This window comes from Nocardia sp. (genome assembly GCF_025465275.1).
In the GTDB taxonomy this organism is placed as follows: domain Bacteria; phylum Actinomycetota; class Actinomycetes; order Mycobacteriales; family Mycobacteriaceae; genus Nocardia.
On record NZ_JAODNK010000016.1, the window covers coordinates 19,438 to 39,810 of the forward strand.

The following is a 20,373-nucleotide window of genomic DNA, read 5'->3' on the forward strand; positions in this document are numbered from 1 at the left end:
GAGTTCGGAAAGCTACCGCGGCACCGGGTCGTCGACGAATTGCCTTGCGAGGCACCGCGTGCCGTCACTGTGACGGGTGCGTCACATTTCCGGCGCCCTCGCCGCGCTGGTGGCCGCGACGGGCGTCGCGGTCGAAGATGCCCAGGATCTCGCACGGTCCGCCCTCGGCGCCGATGGCGTGCGGGAGCATGGTGGGAAACTCGGCCGACTGGTTGGTCTCGATCCGGAAGCGACGATTGCCCAGCAGCAGGATCGCGGTGCCGGAGAGAACGACGAGCCATTCGCGGCCGGTGTGGGCGCGCAGGCGCGAGGGACTGTCGGGCGGCGGGTTGGTCATGCGCTGGCGGACGACGGTCATGCCGGGTTCCGCCTTGATGGGCCAGCGCATCAGCCCGTGGGTTCCGTCGATCATCGGATTGGAGACGACGTCTTCCGTGGCGGTCTCGACCAGCTGGTCGAGCGAGGTGTCCAGCGCGCGGGCGAGGGTGACGAGCTGGTCCAGGGCCAGGCGGCGCTGACCGGTCTCGATGCGGCTGAGTGTGGACTGGCTGAGGTGTGCGCGATCGGCCAGCTCTTCCAGCGACCAGCCCTGGGCCACACGCAGGGCGCGGATGCGTTTGCGCACGAGGCTGTCCAACTCATCATCGTCTTGCGTCATAGGCAAGATGATATGCCCTGATAGCAAGATCGGGTTAGCGTCGATCGTGTTCGCCCCGGCAACTGGGGCGGCGATGGAAGGGGACGATATGCCTGCGACGACTACCGCACACACGACCGACGAGGTGACCATCGACGCTGTGGTGATCGGCGGCGGCGCCGCCGGACTGAACGGCGCACTGATGTTGGTCCGGTCCCGGCGCTCAGTGGTCGTGATCGACAGCGGCACTCCGCGCAACGCGCCCGCCGAGGGCGTGCACGGGCTGCTCGGACTGGACGGCACTCCCCCGGCCGAGCTGCTGGAACGAGGCCGCGACGAAGTCCGTCGCTACGGCGGCACCGTGCGCAGCGGCGAAGTTGTTGCGGCCGTGGCTGATCCGTCCGCCGGCGGGGATCCGCGCTTCACTGTCACCCTGGCGGACGGCAGCACCCTGCACGCGCGCCGACTCCTGGTCGCCACCGGTCTGCGGGACGTGCTGCCCGACCTTCCCGGGCTGGCCGAGCACTGGGGACACAGCGTGGTGCACTGCCCCTACTGCCACGGCTGGGAAGTACGTGACGAGCCCATCGGCATCTTGGCCGTCGGCCCGGCTTCCGTCCACCACGCACTGCTGTTCCGTCAGTTGACCGACGACCTCGTCTACTTCACCGGCGGCACCCAACTCGACGAGAACACCCGGGAACGCTTCTCCGCCCGCAATATTCGCATTGTCGACCTCCCCGTCGACCAGATCGTGACAGCCGAGAGCGGCGGGATCGCGGGCGTCCGGTTGGCGGATGGACAGCTTGTGCCCCGGCGCATCCTGGCAGTCGCGACCACCATGCAGGCGCGTACCGAGGGCCTGGAGAAACTGGGGCTGCCGATGCAGGATCTACCCGGCGGGATGGGTCGCCACTTCGTCACCGGAATGGCCGGGACCACCGCGGTTGCGGGGGTGTGGGTAGCCGGCAATGCCACCGATATGACCGCCCAGGTCGGCGCGTCCGCGGCAGCCGGCGCTCTGGCCGGCGCCCACATGAATGCCGACCTGGCTACCGCCGACACCGACGCGGCGCTCGCCGCCGTACTGCAGGACATCATCGACGCCTGAGCCGATTCGACGGCCCCGCTCCCCAACCGCATGAGCGAAGGGTCGGGACTTCCGCATTACCCACTGGCGCTGCGTCTTTCGATACTGCGCCGATATCAGCACGCCCTGTCGAGAGGAATCCATGAGTACCAACCCCCGGGTGAGCGCTGACCCGAGCACCGACCCTGACACGGGTGTGCCCGACGCGCGCCAGCGGCGCATGATCCTGATTGCCGTCTGTATCGCATTGATGGCCGTCATCGCCTCGGTGTCCGGACTCAATGTCGCCCAGCTGGACCTCTCCGCGGCCTTCGACGCCTCGCAGAGCACGGTCCTGTGGATCATCAATATCTATACGCTCAGTCTGGCCGCGCTCCTGTTGCCACTCGGCGCGATCGGTGACCGCTTCGGACGTAAGCGTATGCTGCTCATCGGGCTCGTCATCTTCGGTATTGCCAGTGCGACAGCAGGTTTCGCCCAATCGTCCGAGGTCATGCTCGCTGCCCGCGTATTCAGCGGCATCGGCGCGGCGATGATCATGCCCATTACCCTCGCCGTCATCACCTCGACCTTTCCCCAGGAGGAACGGGGACGGGCGATCGGCGTGTGGACCGGCGTGGCCGGTGGTGGCGGCATCCTGGGCATGTTCCTCTCGGCCGCCCTGGTCGATGTGGCGAGCTGGCGGTGGCTGTTCGTTCTACCCGTCGCGCTCGTTGTGGTCGCTCTCGTCATGACACTGCGATCGGTCCCCGACTCCCGCGAAACATCAAGGCACGCTTTCGATATCGTCGGTGCGCTGACGTCCGTCGTCGCGGTCGTCGGGCTCATCTTCGCCCTGCAGGAGGGACCCGAACGAGGCTGGAGCGCCCCTGCGACCCTGCTCGGCCTTGCCATCGGCGTCCTCGCCGCCCTCGGATTCGTGAGCTGGGAACTGCGCCGCCGCGATGCCGCACTCCTGGACGTGCGCCTGTTCGGCGAGCGTTCCCTTGCTGGCGGCTCGATCACGCTGCTGGCGGTCTTCGGAGTCCAAGCCGGGATCTTCGTGGTCCTCTTCCCGTTCTTCCAAGCCGTGCTCGGCTGGTCCGGGCTGCGGTCCACCCTGGCGCTGATGCCCATGGCCGTCCTGATGATGATCGCCTCCGGCCTCGCCCCGAAGTTGGCCGCGCGCACCGGCCCCCGGGCAACCATGGCCACCGGCATCCTCCTGGCAGGCGCAGGCCTGGCCCTCATGGCCACCCTCGTCTCCGTCAACGGCGGCTACCTGTCCGTACTCCCCGGCATGCTCGCCATGGGCTTCGGCATGGGCCTGTCTATGACACCCTCCACCGAGGCCATCACCAGCACCCTCCCCCAGGAGCGCCAGGGCGTCGCCTCCGCCCTCAATGACGTCACCCGCGAATTCGGCACCGCCCTCGGCGTAGCCCTACTCGGAGCCCTGCTGTCCTCCGGCTACCGCAACGCCATCAACCCCCAACTCGCCGATATCCCCCAGGCCCCCGCCGCCTCCGCCCGCGAAGGCATCGCCAACGCCCTAGACGCCGCGAATCAGGCAGGCCCCCAAGCACAATCACTGATCCGCGCCGCCCAGGAATCGTTCGTCACCGGCTGGCAGCACGCCATGTGGGCAGGAGTAGCCATCATGACCACCCTCTTCCTCTACATCCTCACCCGAGGACCCCGCCCCTCCTCCCGCTAGGCCTTGCCCGCTAATCCGAAGTTATGGCGAGCTGCCCGAACCGATTGACGGCCGCATGGTGGTGCCCATCCGGGCTGGTGAGCACAACCTCGGTCGGATTGGTCAGCGCAATGCAGCAGTAATTCCCACGATCCTGCTGCACGCTGACGGACAACAACCGTTTGTTATTAGCCTGCTGCCATCCCTCCATGCTGTCGTACAGCCCACGCATGGAGGGATTTTCGAAGTAAACGAGATTCTGCTTGTTCATATCCGACACGACACCGGTCTCCATTCCTGCCACAGGGGCAGTCCACAACACCCCTACACCCATCGTAGAACCCAACGACTGCCACTCTGACGCAACATATTTCGCAATCCCGAACAGAAACCGCCGCTGATCCCCACTCGTGGGTCGCCGAAGGATCAGCTGTGGTGTACCGGGCTCACGGGTGGCTTTCGGGGGCGGTTGGGCCGGTGGCGAAGTGCTGGCGGTAGCGCTCGGGGGTGGTGGAGAGGCGGCGGGTGAAGAGGCGGTGGAGGGTTTCGGGGTGGCGGTAGCCCACTGCGCGGGCTATGGCGGTGATGGTGAGTTCGGTGGATTCCAGGAGGCGGCGGGCGGCTTCGATGCGGAGGTCCTCGACGAATGCTGCTGGGGTGCTGCCGGTTTCGAGGCGGAAGGCGCGGGCGAAATTGCGTTCGCTCATGCCGGCGCGGTGCGCCAGAGCGGAGACTGCCAGATCGCCGTCGAGGTGGTCGGGGAGCCACTGCTGGACAGCGCGGATGGCTGGGGTGCGGGCGGGCTGGGCGCGCATTTGAGCGCTGAACTGGGCTTGGCCGCCGGAGCGGCGGGTGAAGACGACGAAGGCGCGGGCGATCTCCTGAGCCTTTTCGCGGCCGTGATCGTCCTCCACGAGAGCCAGGGCGAGGTCGATGCCGGCGGCGACACCGGCGGAGGTCCAGCGGTTGCGATCGTGGACGAAGATGCGGTCGGGCTCGACGGTCACACGCGGGTAGGTGCGGGCCAGTCGATCGGTCGTGCCCCAGTGGGTGGTGGCGCGGTAGCCGTCGAGCAGGCCGGCGGCGGCGAGCAGCAGCGCACCGGAGCACACCGAGGTCACTCGGCGGGATTTGCGGGCCAGGGCAGGCAATTCGCGGACCACTTCCGCGGACACCGGCCCGGTGATCCAGCCGCCGACAACCACCAGCGTGTCGATTTCCTCAGCGGAGGCGGCCAGCTCATGCAGCGAATGTTCGACCGCGATGGTCAGACCGCCGTCGGCCGTGATCGACCGGCTCTGCGGCGAGGCCGTCACCAGCCGGTACACCTCATCCTCGGCGAGCGCGTTGACGAACCCGAAAACATCCATCGGCCCAGCCAATTCGACCAGTTGCATGCCCTGGTAGGCGACGAAAACAATGGTGCGCGACGCGGGCATTCCGCCATCATCGCAGCCTGGACAGGTGGCCGCCACGGTCAGCGCATGACTGTGACGGTCAGAGGGCCGGCCTGACCTGATTGGAGTGGGCAGCAGAAGGCATTAGCGATGCTAAATTCCCGACAACTCGGACGCGTACCAGATTATACCGACCAACCGCGTCGCCCGTGCGTAATACTGTGCCGCAGTGCGCCGGCTTCGGGCCGGTGAACGCGATACGAAAGGGGTCCAAGTTGGCAGTCTTTGGTGCGCTTTTGGTGATTGTGAGCATGTTCGCTTTCGTAGTCGGGTTCATAGCGCTGTTTCAGGGCCATATCAACACACTCAGAATCAATAATAAGAAGTCAGCGGCCGCGCTCCTGACGATGGCCTTATTGATATTCGTCGCGGGCGTGACAATACTGCCCCACAACGAATCAGATACTACTTCAACAGCTGCAGAAGCTCAGCCGACAACTAATACCGCGACACTGTCGGCAACGAGTCGGACAACATCCGACTCTACGACTGCAATCGCACCGCCGACCCCGTCGAACGTGGTTCGAGGAATATTGAGCCAAATCGCTTATTGGCAGCAGACTTTCACTCCCGCAACCTCGAACGAGTGCGCCACCGAGGGCGAAAACCAGCTGAACTCGGAAGACGCATGGCGATTGCAGGGCGCCGTTCTGGCCTGTGCCCAAGATCCGATCGCCCCGATCTCGAACGCTTGGAACGGGGAGATAGTCGACGCTGATCTTTATTTCAGCCCACATCAGGATTCCGCAGCAGCTCTGGCGGCCGCCGCCGCTCTCTTACCCCCCGATATTCAGCAGATCGGCGCATTCGACGGCGCCAATTCCAGCACCTCGCCGAATCCGAGCGGATCATGTTATACATTCGTCTACCATTCCGACGCGGCCGCCGCCGCGGTCCGTCAAAGTCAGCCGACCTGGTCCGACCCTGACAAAGTCTCGATCACTCTGTACACAGGAAACACGACGGCGTCGGACGGCTCCGACAGCAACTATGTGCCGACTGATATCCACCTGGCTGTGGTCGGCATAGGAGGCGAAACCAGAGGCGCGGACGGCGCTGTTCATTGCTGAGTCGGCGCAGCCGGCGGTGGCGCCCGCAACAACGCTCAGGATTCGAACCGAACTCCGCTACGTCAGCAGCCGGCACGCGGTTGCTGACCTGACGTAGCGCCTGTCGTGCGCCGGTGACGGCGACTCGTATACGCGCCCGCCCGAGCGGGTCTCACCACTGCGGGCGTCGTACCCGCCCCGCCGCCGCCATCGCGGCCCACAGGCGAGCTGATCCGGCTTGTACACGGCTACCGGTCGCCTGGTGTGTAAAACCATGGCCTGCCAGGCATTTAACGATGTCGCTGAGGGTTCGCCGGTTCCTTCATTCCGCCTACCCGAGAGGGAACCCCGGCCGCCGCATCCCACCGGATGGGCAGGCGATGATCCGCATCTATTGGCAGTGTGGCGCATTTGAGAACCTGGGTCGCCACGATCGCCGTTGCGGGCCGACGGATTCACAGCGGTCAAATATGGCTCTGCACAGGCGTTTTGTCATGTTCACGCACCGAAATATCTGCGACGGAACAGGTTTCCGCACGGCTCGTGCCATCCACTCCGAGATGCGCCACGTCTTTCACATTGCTAACTTCTATTGTAACAATTTGACCACGAACGGAGCCCGGCAGAGATGCGCCGAACAGTAACCACCTGATGGAAGGAAGCACGTGCGAATCCTGCTGGTCGCCAGCGCATTCAACAGCCTCACCCAGCGAGTTCATGCCGAGCTACGCGAGAGCGGACACCGAGTCGGCGTTGAACTGGCCCTCGGCGACGACATGCTCCGAGCCCGAGTCGCGCAATTCGAACCGGACCTGATCCTCGCACCGATGCTCACCCGGGCGATCCCGGAGGACATCTGGACCGAGCACACCGTGCTGATCGTGCACCCCGGACCCATGGGCGACCGAGGGCCGTCCTCGCTGGATTGGGCGATGTACGAGAACGCACCGGAGTGGGGCGTCACCGTGCTGCAAGCCGTCGCCGCGATGGATGCCGGGCCGATCTGGGCCAGTGCGCAATTCCCGATGCGGGACTGCGGCAAAAGCGAGCTGTACCGCAACGAGGTCGCCGACGCGGCCGTGCGAGCGGCACTGGCCGCGGTGGCCCGGTTCGAATCCGGCGACTTCACACCCGAACCGCTCGACTACACCCGCCCGGACGTGCGCGGACAGCTGCGGCCCTACCACGGCCAGCAATTCCGGCGCATCAACTGGAGCGCCGACAGCACCGCCACCGTACTGCGCAAACTGCGCGCGGCCGACTCCCAGCCGGGCGTCGTGGACCAGCTGTTCGGCCGGGAGTACTTCCTGCACAGCGGACACCACGAAGACCGGCTGCGCGGAGTCCCCGGCACCATCATCGCCACCCGCGACGGCGCGATCTGCCGGGCCACCATCGACGGCGCGGTGTGGCTGCCGCAGCTGCGCGCCCGCCGCGCACCCGGCGGCCCGGTGACATTCAAGCAACCCGCGACCGATGTGCTCGGCCCCGAATTCCTGGTCGGCATCCCGGAAATCCCGGTCACCCCGTTCGAGGCCGCCACCCGTAATACTTGGTCCGAAGTGCGCTACCGCGAGCACCGCGAGGTCGGCTACCTCGAATTCGCCTTCGCCGGCGGCGCGATGAGCACAGCCCAGTGCCGCCGCCTGCTGGCCGCCTACCGGCAGGCCTGCGATCGACCGATCGACGTACTGGTGCTCGGCCCGGCCCGGGACTTCTTCTCCAACGGAATCCACCTGAATGTGATCGAGGGGGCCGCCGACCCGGCCGAAGAATCCTGGCAGAACATCAACGCCATGGACGACCTGGTGGAGGCGATCCTCACCACCACCGACAAGCTGGTGATCTCGGCGGTGACGGGGAACGCGGCCGCCGGCGGCGTCATGCTGGCCCTGGCCGCCGACGAGGTGTGGTGCCGCGAGTCCGCGGTCCTGAATCCGCACTACCGGCTGATGGGTCTGTACGGATCGGAGTACTGGACCTACACACTGCCCCGGCGCGTCGGGGCAGAGGCGGCCGCGCGACTGACGCGAGAGACGCTGCCGGTCAGCGCCCGGGCAGCCGGAGCACTCGGCCTGGTGGACCGAGTTGTGCCCGGTGACGCGACCGAGTTCCGGAGCTGGGTTCGCCAGACGGCGGAAGAGCTGGCCGCCGCCCCGGAACTGCAGGACCGACTGGTGCACAAGAAGCAGCGCCGGGTCGAGGATGAGGCGCGCAAACCGCTTTCCGCTTACCGCGCAGAGGAATTGGCTCACATGCGACAGAACTTCTACGCCATCGACGAGCCGTACCACCAACTTCGGCGCAACTTCGTGCACAAGGTGTGCCCGCTGGCGACACCGACACATCTACTGGCCTGACAGCACGAATCCCACAGAGCGAGAACGTCACTCGCACGAGTGTCGCTTGCCTTCCGAGTCTTCAAGGCTCAGAACAGATTCCATGAGGTGCACATGTTGGAACTCGACCACTTCAGCTCCGGATTGGCGAATCCTGTTCTGGCCTACGTCATGTCCGTCATCGGGTCGGCGCTCGGACTGCGCAGCGCGGTCCACGCCCGCGCATCGCGGCGGCCCGGCGGCTGGCTCTTCGCCGCGGCCGTCGCACTCGGCGGCTGCGGGATCTGGGTCATGCACTTCATCGCAATGCTCGGCTTCTCCATCGAGGGGACGCGCATCCGCTACGACATGCCGACCACCCTGCTCAGCGCGGCCATCGCGATCGCGGTGGTATGGATCGGGCTGTCGATCGTGGTGCGGGTCCGGCGGGAAGCGGTAGGGCTACCGATCGGCGGCGCCATCACCGGACTCGGCGTGGCCGCCATGCACTACCTGGGCATGCACGCAATGCACTCCGGGGCGCACATCGAATACCGGCCGCCGCTGGTAGCGCTGTCGATCGTGATCGCCGTGGTCGCGGCGACGGCGGCACTGTGGTTCATGCTGCATGTCCAGGGCTTTTTCGCCTCCATCGGAACCGCCCTGGTCATGGGTGTCGCGGTGTGCGGCATGCACTACACGGGCATGGCCGCAATGCGCGCCCACTCCATGAATCACCTGATGCCCGAGTCCGGCTCCGACCCGATCCAGCTGCTCACACCGTTGATCCTGGCCGTCACGGTCGTGACCATGACCCTGATCGTGGTGGTCGGACTGGCCGAGATCGAGAGCTCCACCCAGCGCGAACTTCCCGAAATCGACCTCGATCTGGTCGACAGCGGCCGCAACTGGCCGCGCCTGGACCCGAACGCCGATATCCCCCGCCCCGAACCGACCGCCAGCCTCCGCACATTCGCCCGAGCTACCCCGAAACCGTCCTCCGGCCGACAGCCGGCCCAACCCTGAGCTGATAGGTCAGCGGCCGGCGGTGGTCGGTCCCGGCGCGCTGCCGGGCGAGGCCGCGCTCGCCCGGGCCGGGTCGCCGGGCAGGGCATCGGCGCCGTAGAAGACCGGCATCATGCCTTTGAGCAGCGTCACCGCCGACCCCTCACCCGATGGCACCGTCGCGAGGTTCGTGGCGACCACAATCGTGAGGTCCGAGGCGGGGTCATTGGTCATGACGGTCATGTACCCGGGGATCTGCCCATCGTGTCCGATGAGATGGGTACCGAATCGGACGATGCCGAGACCGTATCCGGCAACCTCGGGTTCGGCCGGATCGATCGGCTGGATGCTGTCCATGCGCACCTGCTGCATCTTCGCGTCCAGCAGGCCGCCGTGGACGAGTGCCTTGACATACGTGGCCATGTCATCGACCGTCGAGATCACACCGCCGGCGGTCCATGTCCACGACGGGCTCGCATCGGTCGCATCGGCGGGTTTCAGCGTGCCCGCGACGGCGGCGGCCTGTTCGGCGGGCGGCAGGGCGAACGTGTCGATGGTGGAGACATTGGTGCCGAACGCGTAGCCCTGCGGATGCGGATCGGGGATCGAGGAATCCGTCGCCGCGGGCAGCGAGGTGTGCTTCAACCCGAGCGGTTCGAAGATGCGCTGCTGGAAGTTCTTCGCAGCCGACAGGTTCGTGACCTTCTCGATGACCAGGCCGAGCAGGATGTAGTTGGTATTGCAGTAGTCGAATTTCTCCCCCGGCGGAAAGCTGACCGGGTGCGCGAACGCGATCGCCAGCAACTCCTGCGGCGTCCACACCTTGTTCGGGTCACTGTCGAGCGAGGCGTTGAATTGCCGATCGGCCGTGTAACTATATAGCCCGCTTCGCATTTCAGCGAGCTGGGCAATGGTGATCCGATCCCCATTCGGCACATCAGGCAAGTATTTGGCAATCGGATCGTCGAGTGCGAGCTTGCCCTCCTGCGCCAGTTGCAGAATGACTGTCGACGTCATTGTCTTGGTATTACTGGCGATGCGGAAGTAGTCGTCCGCCCGCATGGGTTCGGTCGTACCGATGGCTCGGGTGCCGAACGTTCCGGTCCAATCGCCCTGCTTCGGTGATTTGACGACCACCACCGCGCCCGGAATGACGTTGTCCCTCATCAGCTTGGTGATCACCGGCGTAATACTGGCAACGTACGCGGGCTCGGCCCTTGCCGAGGCGCTCGTGGCACTGCCACCGGAGTCCGACGACGTACCGCAGCCCGCGGCGATGAACAAACCCGCGGTCGCGAACAATATTGCGATACTCCTCCGGTGTCCCATAACTCTCCGTTCGGCGTGGGAACGTGGTCATGTAGCGCAGTGCAACTCTAACTCCGTGCCATGGAGCTTCGGGGAGGAATCAACCAGCTAACCCGGTGACGGTGAAATAGACCGAGCACCCGGACATAAGCCCGGGTGCTCGGAATATAGAGCTTGTTCAGCGAGTGGCGATGATTGCCGAACCATGACCGAAAAGGCCCTGGTTCACCGCAATACCCGCGCTGGCGCCCTCTACCTGGCGGCCGTCGGCCTGCCCACGCAACTGCCACGTGAGCTCGCAGATCTGCGCGATGGCCTGCGCCGGGATCGCCTCGCCGAAACAGGCCAGTCCGCCACTGGGATTCACCGGCATCCGTCCGCCCAATGTTGTTGCGCCGCTGCGCAGCAGTTCCTCCGCGGCGCCCGTTTCGCAGAGCCCGATGTCCTCGTACCAGTCCAATTCCAGAGCGGTAGACAGGTCATAGACCTCCGCGAAGGACAAGTCCGAGGGCCCGATCCCGGCCTCTTCGTACGCGGCGTGCGCGATAGCGGAACGGAATGTACGCGACTGCGGCTCGACGGCCACAGAGGAATCCGTCGCGAAATCCGGCAGATCGAGAACGGTCTTCGGGAACGTCGGCGTGACCGTCGACAGCGCCTTGATGCGAACCGGGTCGGCGATGCCGTGGCGGCGGGCGTACTCCATCGACGTCAGCACCAGCGCGGCCCCGCCGTCGCTGGTGGCGCAGATGTCGAGCAGCCGCAGCGGGTCCGAGACGATCGCCGAGGCGGCGATCTCCTCGACCGAAACCTCTTTGCGATAGCGAGCATTCGGGTTGTTCAGGCCGTGCTTCGAGTTCTTCACCTTGACCGCGGCGAAATCGTCCAGCGTGGCACCGTGCAGCGCCATCCGGCGGCGGGCATAGAGCGCGAAGTAGATGGGGTTGGTCGCACCGAGCAGATGGAAGCGCAACCAGTCCGGATCGTCGCGGCGTTCACCGCCGACCGGCTGGAAGAAGCCCTTCGGAGTGGTATCCGCACCGACCACCAGCGCCACCTCGCACAGCCCCGCCAGAATCTGGGCGCGAGCATTGGCGATGGCCTGTGCACCGGAGGCGCAGGCGGCGTAACTGCTGGAGATCTGAGCGCCCGACCAGCCCAGTGCCTGGGCGAAAGTCGCGCCGGAGACGAAGCCGGGGTAGCCGTTCCGAATGGTGTCCGCACCCGCGATATAGCCGACATCGCGGTGGTCCACCCCGGCATCGGCCAGCGCCGCACGCGCGGCGACCAGCCCGTATTCGACGAAATTGCGCCCCCACTTGCCCCACGGGTGCATACCCGCACCGAGGACGGCGATATCGCGATTCGTATCAGTCATTGACCGGCCTCCACATCCACACCGTGTGCTCTGCCTCGTCGTCCTCGTACAGCACGCCGGTCGTCAATTCGACCGCCATGCCGACGGCCAGGTCATCCACGGTGAGGCCACGGACGACCTGCCCGAGAATCACCATCTGCTCGACCTCGAGCTCCACTGCCGCAACGACATACGGCACGAACGGATCGGGCGAGACATAGGGCGGGGGTGGCTTGTAGCGGGCATCCGCATACGACCAGATCCGGCCACGCGTGGAAAACAGGTACGCGGCGAGCTCGGAGCCGTCCTTCTTACCCGAACATTGCGGGTTGCGGCAGGCGAGCGTGTTCTTCGGGAAATACGGTGTGCCGCAATCATTGCAGCGAGTTCCCTGCAGACGCACCACACCGTCGTCCGCACTGAACCAGTCTGCCACGGCGGGCCGTTGTTCTTTCTGCACAAGGCCGACGGTATAGGAACACGTTCTACTTTGGGGCGGAAACCGGTCACAGCTTTGCGCGACCGGAGGTACGGTGAGGACGAATTGAGGATGCCCTGACATCCTCGAGCCGATCTGGAGTACCTCGACACGATGGGCACCAAAGCTATTGACCCGCAGGCGATCCGCAATGTCACGATCGTCGGGGACCCCGACGAGACGGCACAGGTAGTCCACCGCCTGCTCGGCAGGACCAGTTCCGGCCCGCAGGCTGTAATCCACTGGTCAACGAGCGGCATCGAACACACGATTCGCCTCACCGAGCTCTCGAGCCACACCCCCGCCGCAGACCTGGAGCGATCCATCCGCGTAGCCGACGGAGTGATCGCGGTCGTCAACGCAGCCGCACACAGCACCCCCCGACTCGAAACGACATTACGAGTCGCCGACGACCACCAGGTCGCCAGGCTGTGCCTGCTCACCGGACTCGATCAGCCCCACGCCGACTTCGACCGCTGCATCCGAACGATCGCCGCCACTCGCGGAGCGGTACCGCTGACCCTCCAGATCCCCCTCGGCATCGGCGCCGCCTTCGAAGGCACCATCGACCTGGCCCCGATGTGGACGCTCGAACCGATGGCCGCCGAATTCTACGGCGCCCATTGGGAAGTCGCGGTGCAGTGGTATCACACGCTCGCGAAAACGATCATGGACCAGAGCACCGCAGATCCGGATCCATCCCTCGCCCTGCGCAAGATCTCACTCGACCGGCTACACCGCCGCATCCGCCGCCTCACCCGCATCGGTGACGTCGTACTCATCCTGTGCAGTGCGGCACCCAGCAGCGACGACATCACCCCACTCCTGGACGCCATAGTCCGCTATCTGCCCTCCCCCCTGGACGTGTGCCAACCGGAACACGCCCTCGACTACTGACCGATGTGGGCGTGAACCCCTGACAACGGCAGTCGGACGAGATCGCGCGCTTCCGATAGTCGACTCAACGTATTGACCACCGGAAATCGGCGTACTCGCCGCGCGTCGGCCGGATTCTCCCGGCCCGGCACCATTACGATCGTCGCGAGATCTGCGATCAACTCCGCGAAACACGGCATAGGAGATCCATGTCTTACTCGCGCTTACCCGCTGCGCTCGCATTCGTCCTGGGAATCGGAATCGTCTCGGCGGGCTTCGCCGACGCAGATCCGATTACCCCGCAGCCCGCCCCCGAACATGCCTTCGGACTCGATGTGCAGGCGGCGAAGGCCAGCCAGAACAAGGACACCAGCGTCGGAGACGCCCTTCCTATTCTTCACTTGAGCACCATCAGTGAATCACCGGCGGAATTCTCGCTCAGGCAATACGCATTGCCTGCCGGCGACCAGGGACAGGTCGGAGCGTGTGTCGCCTGGGCGACCGGCTACACCGGGTATGGCGTGCTGATGAACGAAATGAACATCAGCGGCGGGCCGATGGCTCCGATGTTCATCTACTCCCAGATTGCCAAGGGACACGACGTCGGCACCTCTGCCTCGGTCGCGTTGCCGATGGAATGGAGAGTGGGCAATGACACCAAATCCGATTACTGGCAGGGCGATTTCGACTACAACACCCAGCCGGACGCCAAAGAGTTCTCCAACGCCGCACACTACAAACTCTCCGGCGCCAAAGATCTGTTCTCCGGAGACAAGGTAGCCAACATCAAGAAGGCGATCGCGGCTGGCCTACCTGTCCCGATCGGATTCGATGCTCGGCAAAGCTTCATGAACCTGAACTCGAGCAACTCCATATATGCCCCTGCACCCACCGAGCCGGTTCTGGGTGGTCACGAGGTCACGATCGTCGGCTACAACACGAACGGTGTCACCCTCGAAAACTCGTGGGGGCCCGGTTGGGGTGACAGTGGATTCTTCACCGCGCCATGGTCGTTCATCACCGGCAGCGATATTGCCGAAATCCACGCGATGGGCAGACTGGTCACCGAATGAGGCCTCTTCATCCTTGTGGGGTGTGAATCTCCGCAGCCTGATAGCGCCTCCGTTCAGGTGCTCGGGACCGGGGTCGGCCTGGCCAGCACCTGGTCCAGGACCTCGGTGAGGTACCGCACCGGGTCCGCCGCCGGCGCCGTGGTGCGCATCGCGACGATCCCGTCCGGACGGACGAGCAGGGCACCTTCGGGCGGAAGCCACGGGACCGCGACGCGATGCGCGGGGAGTCCGACCTCCACCGCGGCGGTGAGCCAGCGTTCGCCGCCGGCGCCGACCAGCAGGGTCCACCGGGACGCCACCAGGTCGAGGGTTGATACCCCGTCGATCCACGCGTGGGGCACCCGTGAACCCGGTGAACCATCCAGTGCCGCAGCAAGATCCACTGTTGACGGCAGTTCCGGCCGCGGATCGACGACGGCGGCCGAGTCGTACCGCTGGCCGAGGTGCACAACCGGTGCCGCCCACACCCCGGCCGCCACCCTGGCGGCGTCGGCCTCGGGTCCGCGGCCCCAATGCAGTTGCGGGTCGGCAAGTCGGCGCATCGCCTGGTCCAGCGTCGCCGCGGCGACCGGTTCACGTTCGTGCGCGTAGGTGTCGAGCAGGCCGGGGCCTGCCTCACCGTGGTGGACGGCGGCCAGTTTCCACGCCAGGTTGTGTGCGTCGGCGACACCGGTATTGAGGCCGAACGCGCCCAGGGGTGACACGGTGTGCGCGGCGTCGCCGACGAGGAACACACGGCCGACCGCGAAGCTCTCGGCCGCGGCGCTGCGCGGGCGCCAGGGCAGCACACTGCGCACCTCGACGTCGAGGCCGGGATCACCGACCGCCGACCGCACGATCGCGGCGCAGTGCTCGGGCGTGAAGTCCTCGGGGCGTTCGCCGGCGTCGATATCGCAGGCCGCGTGGAAGACCCAGTTCGTCTCGCCGTCCACGGTGACCAGCAGGCCGGGCGTCTCCGGCACCGTGATGGTGCAGGTGGCGAAGGACATGCCCCGCAGGTGGGGTCGGAGGTCGGCGCGGAACAGGATGTTGATCATCGCCTTGCCGAGGTCACCCGGACCGGAGGTGCGTACGCCGAGGGCGGTCCGCACGGTGCTGTGCGAGCCGTCGGCGGCGACCACGTGCGCGCACCGCAGCGAATAGCGGCCATCGGGTCCTTCCAGTTCGACGTCGACCCCGTCGGAGTCCTGCGCGATGCCGACCAGACGGGTCGACCAGCGCAGGTCCGCTCCGCGGCGCGTCAGGTCGGCGGCCACGACGGCGTCGAGCCGGTCCTGGGCGCAGACGCCGCGCAGCCTGAACGGCGTCACATCCAGTTCATGGGCAGACGGGGTCGGCATGGGCACGGTCACGACATCGCCCGCGCCCATCTCGACGACGGTCCGCGCCACCGCCTTGCCCGCGCCGCCCCGGAGGTCGACCGCAGTGGCGTCCACGGCGGTGTCGAGCCCGAGTTCGCGGAGGATTTCGACGGTGCGCGCTCCAATTCCGGTGGCGCGTGGGTGGATCGACGGACCGGACCGGCGTTCGACCAGTACCGCGTGGATGCCGTGATGGGTGAGCAGCGCCGCGGTGAGCAGGCCGACGCTGCCGCCTCCGACCACGAGCACAGATACTTCTGGATACGTTGTCTCCGTCATGGATACACTGTAGCCAGAAGGTAGGATGCGGAGCAACGAGGAAAGGAACCGCCCCGATGACCGAACCCATTGCCTCATCGGTGTGGACACGGCCGCGCCCCGAACCGCGTCGACGCGCTCCCGGGGTGGACCAGTACGTGGCCGCCGCACTGGCCGTTGCCGACGCGGAGGGATTGGCAGCGGTGTCGATGCGAAGGGTCGCAGGCGATCTCGGCTCCGGAACCGCCTCGCTCTACCGGTACATCACCAACCGCGACGAGCTCGTCGACCTGATGATCGACGCGGCACAGGGCGAGGATCCGCTACCCGAATCCACCGCGGACTGGCGTACCGACCTGGGAGCCGTCGCGCACGGAATGCGCACAACGCTGCTGCGCCACCCTTGGCTGGCAGGTGAACTGACAGGAAGACCCGCCCTCGGCCCGAACTCGTTGCGGCGCTCCGAGTCCGCGCTCCGAGCCGCCGTCGCACTCACACCCGACATCACCCAAGCCGCACGGGCGCTCACCGCCGTGCACGCATACGTGCTGGGTTCGGTCGCCGCCCAACAGTCCTCTCGCCGCGCAGAGCAGCGCACCGGCCTGACCGAGGAACAGTGGCAGCACAGCGTCGGCCCCTACATCACCGAGGTCATCGCAGCCGGCAAACACCCAATGCTCGCCCGCCGAGTCCTCGAAGCCGAGGACCTCGACCCCGACACCGAGTTCGCCTTCGGCCTGAACTGCGTCCTCGACGGCCTCGCAGCCCGCCTGGCTCACTGACCGGTCAGTGCGTTTGCCCCACGAAATGGCATGTGGGGCATGAAAAACCGGCAGATACATGCTGTACCTGCCGGTTGATGGTGGGCGCAGAGGGGATCGAACCCCCGACCTCGGGCATGTAAACCCAGTTTGGCCACGACTGCCCACCTGCTTTACGCCAATGGCGTCGGCTGCCGCAGCCTCTGGCCCGGACTGGCCAACCGAAATCTCGGGCTCGACGAACCCGATGCGCACTTAGGCCTCGTCAACGCCGACGACCATCAGATCGCTCTCGTCCGGGTCATCACCAACGACGACAGCGAGCTGTTCCAGCCCGTACGCCCCACTTTCACAACAACTTCCGATAGGCCTGCCGTAGGAATCAGCACAAAGCTCCACAAGCTGCTGGGAGCGCGACACGACGCCTACTACCTCATCAATCAGTCGCGAAGCGACAAAGCGTTCAACAATCAGGTACGCGCCGGCGGCAGTCCCAAACGCGCTTCGACGTCGTTGACGATGACGGCGAACTCGCCGCGCCGTGGCCAGCACTAACCTGCACCGAACTCACCATCCTGGACCAAGCCGAATGGACAGCAGACGAACTCGGAGCACTCCGCAGCCTCAGCACGATCACGGGCAGCCAATTCGGCACACGCGGGCCACACGCACATACAGTGCGGACCGCTGAACTCTAGACCTCGCTGCGTAGCAGCGACACCAGCACCCGCTCGGCCAAATCTTGTTCCTCCATATCTCCGAGAATGCACTGGTTCGCATATTCGGCAAGAACCACGAGCGCCCGCCTTGCAGAGTCGAACTGACGCACATCCATGAACAGAATCGGAACCTCTTCGGCAACAGCTGTGGCCTGCCTGAGCTCAGCGACCGAGCAATTCAGACTGTCGCCGAACTGATTGACTATCAAGACAAATGGCAAATTCCTTGCTTCGTAATAGTCTATAGCAGGGAAACTTTCCCGAAGGTTGCCGAGGTCGAGCAGGACAATGGCACCAATAGCACCCCTGAGGATCTCGTCCCACAGAAACCATCGATTGTAAACTCCCGGGACACCGAAAATATGCAGAGCCAAATCATTTGCAAAGCGGATGTGACCGAGATCGAACCGAAGCGCTTCGGTTCCGTCGATACCATTTTTGACTATGCAATCGAAATCGGCAGTATAGTCGGAGACGGTCTTGACCATAGCGGTCTTGCCGACCCCCGATCCGCCAGAGATTAGTATCTTGGCTCTAACTGAGCAAGAAAAGGGCCGCGGAAGTGCAGAGCACACTTGCGCACTGTCATTCGAGGGCAGTATTGCCGCCAGCCCAGCTTCGACATCGAGTCGAGCTCTTAGCCCGTCGATGAAACTGACGTGACGGGCTGGGAGGCTCAGCTCCCGCAAGCCGGCCCCAAGATCGAGCGCCCCGCCAATGCCGCGCAAAAAATCCTCACTGCGCCGGGTGAGCCATCGGTCGACTGCCATGGAGTCAGAGCAGGAATCGTTCACAGTCGCCCGCCCTCTTCTAGCTTAATCGCGATGGTGCGCCTAGCTTTTCGCAGATGCGAGCGGACCGTGGCCTGACTGATCTGCAACAACTCTGCGATCTCAGCCGCCGCACAGCCTTCCATAGCCCACACCATCACCTGCCGCTGGCGCGGCGGCAAGCCACTCACTACCCGGTAATAGTGGTCCCGCGCAATCCACTCATCGATATCCGAGGTCCGCGAGCACAACGCCGAGTTCTCTGGGAACTCGCCGATCAAGTCTTCCTCCAGGGAGGCAATCCGTCGCAGCCACACGCGGCTAGCCGTTTTGCGCGCCCACGCCATGGGCAAGTTGATTGTGGACCATGAATTCCAAGCCTTGGTCATCGTTTCCTGCACGATCTCAGCTGCGTCGGCTCGCCGTGCACCCTGAAGGATCAAGAATCCAACCAGTCGCGGAACCGATTTTCGGTAGAATTCGATAAACTCCTCTTGCCACACCGGTGCTGCGATCAGTCTCTCGGGCAACCGGAGATCGGCTGTTATCCTGTCAGGCTCGTCCACGATGCCCCCACATACCAACCGCCACGGTTGTATGGATACCGCCGAGACCATCCCGGCAGTCAACGAGGCTACCTTCGGGCAGATCCCTCGTAAGCAGGACAACGTGCTCACGGTGACCCCTCTGCTGGAGCACTTTCCACCGTAGCCATAACCATAAGACAAGCGCTGACAACGCATTTCCCGAAAGACCGGCAACTGGTCCGAACAGTATCTCGCTCACAAGAGGTTAGAGCCGATTTCGGCCACCAGCGTGCACCTCGACCATCGAAAATTTCTACGACACACCGACGCCACGCCAGCCACAATCTCGTGTGTCCTACCACCGTCTCCGACAAACCCGAACGCAGGGTTCATCACTCGGCGGTACCGACCTGACACGTCCAGATCGGGGCGTTCCCCGGATCTCCCCTACTTACGAGGCGCCGAGACCGCCCAGAGGATCAGCCTCGACGATCCGCCGCCCCCTCGAGCATGGATACCCCTCCCCAGCTCGCACAACTCGACCGCTCCGCACCAGCCTCGACGATCGCCGGAAGGATGCCGTTGACCGACCTGATCGACATACGTCGACATTGGCGGTAGCCGTCATACATCACCGCGCGCTCCTGGGTGATGGGCAGGCCGACCGTGATAGGTCACCCCTTCACGGTTGAGATTCATCCGACGCCGCCTCGTCGCCGCCGAGAACACTTACCAACGGCGATACGCACGAGAGTTCCTATCCGGCAAGAATTCTGATGCAATGAGAGATATGAGGGGGATGCGGCGGTGGCTCGGTTGGGGCGGAATAGGCGCGGGACTGACCGGCTTGTTCTGGCTCTATTTCAAGGTTCCGATCTGGTTGCTCCATGACCCCAAGGACGCCGATGCCTTTCGCGGCCAGCTAACCACCCTGCTCGGATTCGTAATCGCCTCCGCCACAGCACTATTCGGAATCACCAAGTACTACCTCGATCGCGAGAAGCAGCGCACCGACATCTTCAACGCGGCCATCGCCAACCTCGGCTCACCCGACCCGGTAATCAGAGCAGGCGGAGTGCGCGCACTCGCCCGCATGATGGCGTACTCGGCACAGGATCGCGACCGGGTACGGGCCACCTTCGCCGATATCCTCCGGCATCGAACAACATCCGCCGAACGCCTCGAGCCCGGTCAGGAACAACCGAGCGATATCTCCGCGATCCTCACAGCTCTCCAGGAAGCGCCGCACTTGCCGGAAGATCGGGCGCTGAACCTGCGCAGTGTCCGCCTGCCAGGTGCCCCTTGGCCGGATGTGGAATTGCCTGGTGCGCTGCTCGCCCGGGTCGATTTCGCCGGAGCAACACTGCGCGGCATCATGCTGGTCGGCGCCGACCTCGATCAAGCCGTTCTCACCAATGCCGACCTCGCAGGGGCCGATCTCCACGGTGCACGCTTGACCAGGAGCCGGATGGTCGGTGCAATCCTGACCGGAAGTCGTGTCGACGGCGCCGATTTCACGGGCGCTGCGCTGAACGGGGCGGACCTGCGAGGCGTAGACCTGCGGGCGACGATCGGACTCACCAGTGCCCAAATCGACAGCGCAAAAACAGATTCGGATACCCAACTACCCGAACCCCGCAACTGACCTCGACGC

The 20,373-nt window shown here is 64.9% G+C and carries 19 protein-coding genes; 10 read left to right on the forward strand and 9 right to left on the reverse strand.

From position 1 onward, the window contains the following. Positions 1-64: 64 nt before the first annotated feature. The gene (locus tag JWN03_RS04185; protein WP_297609934.1) at positions 65-658 is read right to left on the reverse strand and encodes a helix-turn-helix domain-containing protein; all 594 of its coding nucleotides are present in this window, start codon (positions 656-658) and stop codon (positions 65-67) included. 88 nt (positions 659-746) lie between these two features. Between JWN03_RS04185 and JWN03_RS04190 the strand changes: the two genes are divergently transcribed. Together JWN03_RS04190 and JWN03_RS04195 are read left to right on the forward strand one after the other, a co-directional pair. Next, the gene (locus JWN03_RS04190; protein ID WP_297609937.1) at positions 747-1,748 is read left to right on the forward strand and encodes an NAD(P)/FAD-dependent oxidoreductase; all 1,002 of its coding nucleotides are present in this window, start codon (positions 747-749) and stop codon (positions 1,746-1,748) included. 121 nt (positions 1,749-1,869) lie between these two features. After that, positions 1,870-3,423 carry an MFS transporter gene (locus tag JWN03_RS04195; protein WP_297609940.1) on the forward strand — a complete coding sequence of 518 codons (1,554 nt, stop codon included), beginning with the start codon at positions 1,870-1,872 and terminating at the stop codon, positions 3,421-3,423. Positions 3,424-3,433: 10 nt separating this feature from the next. Here JWN03_RS04195 and JWN03_RS04200 read toward each other — a convergent pair whose 3' ends face one another. Both JWN03_RS04200 and JWN03_RS04205 read right to left on the reverse strand, forming a co-directional pair. After that, positions 3,434-3,697, reverse strand: a complete 264-nt coding sequence (locus JWN03_RS04200) for a hypothetical protein (protein ID WP_297610053.1) — start codon at positions 3,695-3,697, stop codon at positions 3,434-3,436. A gap of 151 nt (positions 3,698-3,848) precedes the next feature. Beyond that, the gene (locus tag JWN03_RS04205) at positions 3,849-4,841 is read right to left on the reverse strand and encodes a GlxA family transcriptional regulator (RefSeq protein ID WP_297609943.1); all 993 of its coding nucleotides are present in this window, start codon (positions 4,839-4,841) and stop codon (positions 3,849-3,851) included. A 233-nt stretch (positions 4,842-5,074) separates the two neighbouring features. On the opposite strand from JWN03_RS04205, the gene JWN03_RS04210 reads away from it, so the two are divergent. From JWN03_RS04210 to JWN03_RS04220, 3 genes are all read left to right on the forward strand, one after another. Next, positions 5,075-5,929, forward strand: a complete 855-nt coding sequence (locus JWN03_RS04210; RefSeq protein WP_297609946.1) for a hypothetical protein — start codon at positions 5,075-5,077, stop codon at positions 5,927-5,929. Between the two features lie 644 nt (positions 5,930-6,573). After that, a complete protein-coding gene (locus tag JWN03_RS04215; protein ID WP_297609949.1) occupies positions 6,574-8,268 on the forward strand; it encodes a hydrogenase maturation protein in 1,695 nt (564 codons plus the stop codon). Between the two features lie 93 nt (positions 8,269-8,361). Next, on the forward strand, positions 8,362-9,252 hold the full coding sequence (locus JWN03_RS04220) for an MHYT domain-containing protein (protein ID WP_297609951.1): 891 nt from the start codon (positions 8,362-8,364) through the stop codon (positions 9,250-9,252). Between the two features lie 9 nt (positions 9,253-9,261). Here the strand turns inward: JWN03_RS04220 and JWN03_RS04225 are convergent, their stop codons facing one another. The 3 genes from JWN03_RS04225 to JWN03_RS04235 all read right to left on the reverse strand — a co-directional run bounded on the left by JWN03_RS04225 (position 9,262) and on the right by JWN03_RS04235 (position 12,356). Further along, on the reverse strand, positions 9,262-10,533 hold the full coding sequence (locus tag JWN03_RS04225) for a serine hydrolase domain-containing protein (protein WP_297609954.1): 1,272 nt from the start codon (positions 10,531-10,533) through the stop codon (positions 9,262-9,264). A 184-nt stretch (positions 10,534-10,717) separates the two neighbouring features. After that, on the reverse strand, positions 10,718-11,917 hold the full coding sequence (locus JWN03_RS04230; protein WP_297609957.1) for a lipid-transfer protein: 1,200 nt from the start codon (positions 11,915-11,917) through the stop codon (positions 10,718-10,720). After that, positions 11,910-12,356 (reverse strand): Zn-ribbon domain-containing OB-fold protein, encoded by a 447-nt coding sequence (locus JWN03_RS04235; RefSeq protein ID WP_441342933.1) that lies wholly within the window; start codon positions 12,354-12,356, stop codon positions 11,910-11,912. The genes JWN03_RS04230 and JWN03_RS04235 overlap by 8 nt, the downstream gene beginning before the upstream one ends. Positions 12,357-12,488: 132 nt before the next feature. On the opposite strand from JWN03_RS04235, the gene JWN03_RS04240 reads away from it, so the two are divergent. Together JWN03_RS04240 and JWN03_RS04245 are read left to right on the forward strand one after the other, a co-directional pair. Next, positions 12,489-13,271, forward strand: coding sequence for a GTP-binding protein (locus JWN03_RS04240; RefSeq protein ID WP_297609960.1), 783 nt, complete (start codon positions 12,489-12,491; stop codon positions 13,269-13,271). Positions 13,272-13,585: 314 nt separating this feature from the next. Beyond that, positions 13,586-14,323 carry a C1 family peptidase gene (locus JWN03_RS04245; RefSeq protein WP_297609963.1) on the forward strand — a complete coding sequence of 246 codons (738 nt, stop codon included), beginning with the start codon at positions 13,586-13,588 and terminating at the stop codon, positions 14,321-14,323. A 53-nt stretch (positions 14,324-14,376) separates the two neighbouring features. On the opposite strand, the gene JWN03_RS04250 is transcribed toward JWN03_RS04245, so the two are convergent. Continuing rightward, complete coding sequence (locus tag JWN03_RS04250; RefSeq protein WP_297609965.1) at positions 14,377-15,963, reverse strand: FAD-dependent monooxygenase; 1,587 nt, start codon at positions 15,961-15,963, stop codon at positions 14,377-14,379. A gap of 56 nt (positions 15,964-16,019) precedes the next feature. Between JWN03_RS04250 and JWN03_RS04255 the strand changes: the two genes are divergently transcribed. Then, positions 16,020-16,724, forward strand: coding sequence for a TetR/AcrR family transcriptional regulator C-terminal domain-containing protein (locus JWN03_RS04255; protein WP_297609968.1), 705 nt, complete (start codon positions 16,020-16,022; stop codon positions 16,722-16,724). 129 nt (positions 16,725-16,853) lie between these two features. Beyond that, complete coding sequence (locus JWN03_RS04260) at positions 16,854-17,258, forward strand: RNaseH domain-containing protein (protein WP_297609971.1); 405 nt, start codon at positions 16,854-16,856, stop codon at positions 17,256-17,258. Positions 17,259-17,397: 139 nt separating this feature from the next. On the opposite strand, the gene JWN03_RS04265 is transcribed toward JWN03_RS04260, so the two are convergent. Together JWN03_RS04265 and JWN03_RS04270 are read right to left on the reverse strand one after the other, a co-directional pair. Continuing rightward, complete coding sequence (locus JWN03_RS04265; protein WP_297609974.1) at positions 17,398-18,192, reverse strand: GTP-binding protein; 795 nt, start codon at positions 18,190-18,192, stop codon at positions 17,398-17,400. A gap of 20 nt (positions 18,193-18,212) precedes the next feature. Continuing rightward, positions 18,213-18,758, reverse strand: a complete 546-nt coding sequence (locus JWN03_RS04270; RefSeq protein WP_297609976.1) for an RNA polymerase sigma factor — start codon at positions 18,756-18,758, stop codon at positions 18,213-18,215. 742 nt (positions 18,759-19,500) lie between these two features. On the opposite strand from JWN03_RS04270, the gene JWN03_RS04275 reads away from it, so the two are divergent. Next, on the forward strand, positions 19,501-20,364 hold the full coding sequence (locus JWN03_RS04275) for a pentapeptide repeat-containing protein (protein ID WP_297609980.1): 864 nt from the start codon (positions 19,501-19,503) through the stop codon (positions 20,362-20,364). Positions 20,365-20,373: the final 9 nt, after the last annotated feature.